The sequence below is a fragment of the Solibacillus palustris genome, from assembly GCF_022549215.1.
In the GTDB taxonomy this organism is placed as follows: Bacteria; Bacillota; Bacilli; order Bacillales_A; family Planococcaceae; genus Solibacillus; species Solibacillus daqui.
This window is the reverse complement of sequence record NZ_JAKZFC010000019.1, coordinates 1-3,436: the sequence shown is the minus strand read 5'-3', so window position 1 is coordinate 3,436 and position 3,436 is coordinate 1. Positions and strand designations below refer to the sequence as shown.

Annotated in this window: 2 protein-coding genes; both read left to right on the top strand. The window is 26.2% G+C overall.

The window, feature by feature from the left end:
- Window positions 1–1,912, top strand: a 1,912-nt coding sequence (locus LZ480_RS19545) for a condensation domain-containing protein (protein WP_241371215.1), incomplete at its 5' end; no start/stop codon positions are given.
- 126 nt (window positions 1,913–2,038) lie between these two features.
- The coding region (locus tag LZ480_RS19540; protein WP_241371214.1) for a condensation domain-containing protein at window positions 2,039–3,436 on the top strand (1,398 nt) is incomplete at its 3' end.

The following is a 3,436-nucleotide window of genomic DNA, read 5'->3' as shown; positions in this document are numbered from 1 at the left end:
AAATCAGTTACAAAATAATGACGAGATTAAAGAAGCTGTAGTAGTAGATAGGGAAGATAAACTAGGGAATAAATACCTATGCGCTTACGTGTTAAGTGAAAAAGAAATTAAAGAGCTGAACCTAAGAGCATACCTAAAGGAATGTTTACCAGAGTATATGATTCCATCTTATTTTATAAAACTTGAAAAGATGCCTTTAACCAATAATGGAAAGCTTAATAGAAGAGAGCTTCCAGCCCCAAACCTAGTTGAGATTCTAAATGAACATCAACCACCAAGAAATGAAATAGAAGAAGCTTTGGCAAAAGTGTGGATTGAAGTATTAGGTGTAGACAAAATAGGAATAAATGATAACTTCTATGAAATTGGAGGAGACTCGATAAAAGCCATACAGATTTCTTCAAAACTAAAAAATTTAGGATTAGATATTAGAGTAAAAGATATCCTAACCTATGAATCTATTGATAAAATTGCCACTACTGCTCAGGTAATGAAAAGTAATAAAATTATAGAGGACTATTTAATGGAAGGTACTATTAATAATACACCAATTATAGAATGGTTTTTTAATGAGAATTTCTTAAATGAACATTCGTATAATCAATATATACAATTAGAATTTAAGAATAGTATGGATATAAATAATATTAGAAGATCGATAGAAGAAATAGTTGGTCATCATGATTCTTTAAGAATCAATTATGATAAATCAGCTAAAAAGTTATTTTATAATAATGTGTACTTAAATAAAGAAAATATTAATGGGAAAAACATTGTAGAGTATATTAACTTATCTGAAAGTAGTTATGATGAACAAATAAATAAAATTAATGAAAATAAAAATAACCTTATAAATGGTTTTGATTTAGAAAATAATACCTTGTTTAAATTAATTGTTTTTAATTTAGGTGAAGGAAAACAAAGCTTGCTGTTCATGGCTCATCATTTAATAGTTGATGGAATTTCATGGAGAATTATATTAGATGACTTCCTAACTGTGCTGAAACAATTGAGCAATAATGAGGAAGTAAAGCTACCAATGAAAACACATTCATTTAAAGCTTGGGCAGATGCTTTAAATGAGTATAGTAAAAAAGAGTTTAATAAAGAAAAGGCTTATTGGAAATCAATATTAGATAAAGATGTTAACTATCCGGTAGATTTTGATATAGGATTAGATACTGTACGAACAGCTAATATTGTGAGTATAGAATTAGGTGAAGATATATTAAATGATTTAATAAAAAGTGTAAATGAAATTTATAATTTGGAACTTAATGAAACTTTAACAATTGCATTAGTAATTACTCTTAATAATTTAACTAGTAGAAATGAAATTGTAATTGAACTTGAAAGACATGGAAGAGAAGCTATAAATGATTATATTGATGTATCTAGGACCGTTGGATGGTTTACGAGTATGTATCCTACATATTTTATTGTAAATCATGAAGATATGAATAATACTATTAAATCATTAAAAGAGCAACTTAGAAACATACCTAACAAAGGATTTAACTATAGCATACTGAAATTTACAAATAAACAGTTAACTTATAAAGAGAATAAGCATATAAGATTAAATTACCTTGGGGACTTTGACACCATTTTAGATGGGGAAAGACTAAATATATCAAATATTAAATTTGGTTTGGATAGTCATAAAAATAATTTATTAACATCATTAATGGATATAGATGCTATGATTGTCAATAGAAAATTAAAAATAAGCTTTACGTATAGTAGAAATAGATTTGAAGATGAAACAGTCCAAAAGTTAATTGATAACTATGTAAATTCATTGAAATTAATTTTGGATCAATGTGCGAATAAAGATCTAAAGGAATATACTCCATCAGATTTTGATGCTGCAGGGATTTCACAAGAGGAGTTAGATTCTATATTTGATTAGAAACTATGTTTTGTACCACTATGACTATAAAATTAGGCATAGTGGTACCTTAAAAATTAAAAATAAATAGTTAAGTTAATTAGGGAATTATTAATATAACATACAAAAATAGGAGCTAATAATTATATGGAGAAGTTAGATAAAAAAAATATAGAAAATATAATGCGATTAACTAGTTTACAACAAAGTATGTTATTTTCTTATGTTATGGACGAAAATAGTAGAGAGTGTCATGAGCAATTAAGTTTAACCATTTCAGGAGATATTAAAATAGATTTATTAGAGAAATCATGGGATTTTGTGATAAAAAACAACGAAATGTTGAGAACTGTTTTTAGATGGAAGGGCATTGATAATCCAGTACAAATAGTTAAAAAGAATCATGAAATATCAATACAATACAATGATTTTACCAATGAATTGGAAAAGTGGAAGGCTGTAGAAGATATTAAGTTAATGGACTTCAGTACTAGAATTGATATAGCAAAAGAAACATTAAGAGTTTACTTGTGTAAATTAGAGAATAAAAAGTATGAAATGATTATAACTAATCATCATATAATTTATGATGGGTGGAGTAACGGAATATTATTAAAAGAGTTATTTGAAGCATATTCTTGTTTTTACCATGGAATCAGACCTAAAGAATTAACTAAGACAAAATTTAATGAGTTTGTTAATTATACCATAAACCTTAACAAAAATGAACAAAAAGAATATTGGGATAATTATTTTAATGAATCTAACGAAGCAAGGTGCTGTTTTGAAGGGAAAGTAAAAGGTGAGTACAAAGAAATTTTATATAAGTTAGACAATGAAACTTCGTATAAAATTACGGAATTTTCTAAAAAAAATAGAATATCCTTAGCAGCATTACTTTATACGGCTTGGGGAGTTTTAATGCAAAAGTTTAGTAACTCTCAAGAAGTTATATTTGGAACAACAGTATCAGGTAGAACAGATAAAATTAGAGCTATAGATAATATGGTTGGTTTATTTATAAATATTATTCCAATAACGATAAATTCAGAAGATAGAATCTTATTAATTGATTTAGTTCGAAATATTGATAAAACTCTTAGTGGAAGGAAAGATTTTGAGAATACTCCATTAGTTGAAATCAAAGAATGCTTGGGCTTAAAAACTAATGAAGATCTATTTAATTCAGTAGTTACTGTAGAGAACTATCCTTTAAGTATAGGCAAAGATAATATTTTATCTATAGAAAAATTTTCTATGATAGAAAGAAATAATTACAATATAAGTTTACAGATATTAACTTTTGGTGGAATTGAATTTAAATTCAATTTTAATAGTTTAGTGGTTGAAGAGGCGATAGTTAAAAAATTCGCAAAATACTTAGAAAATATAATTAATGGTCTGTTAAATAACAAAGATATAAAAATATCAGAAGTAGAGCTATTATTGGAAGAAGAAAAGTACCAAATATTAAATGAGTTTAATAATACAGATGTAGATTTTTCTGAAAATCTAACGATACAAAAGATATTTGAAGATCAAGTG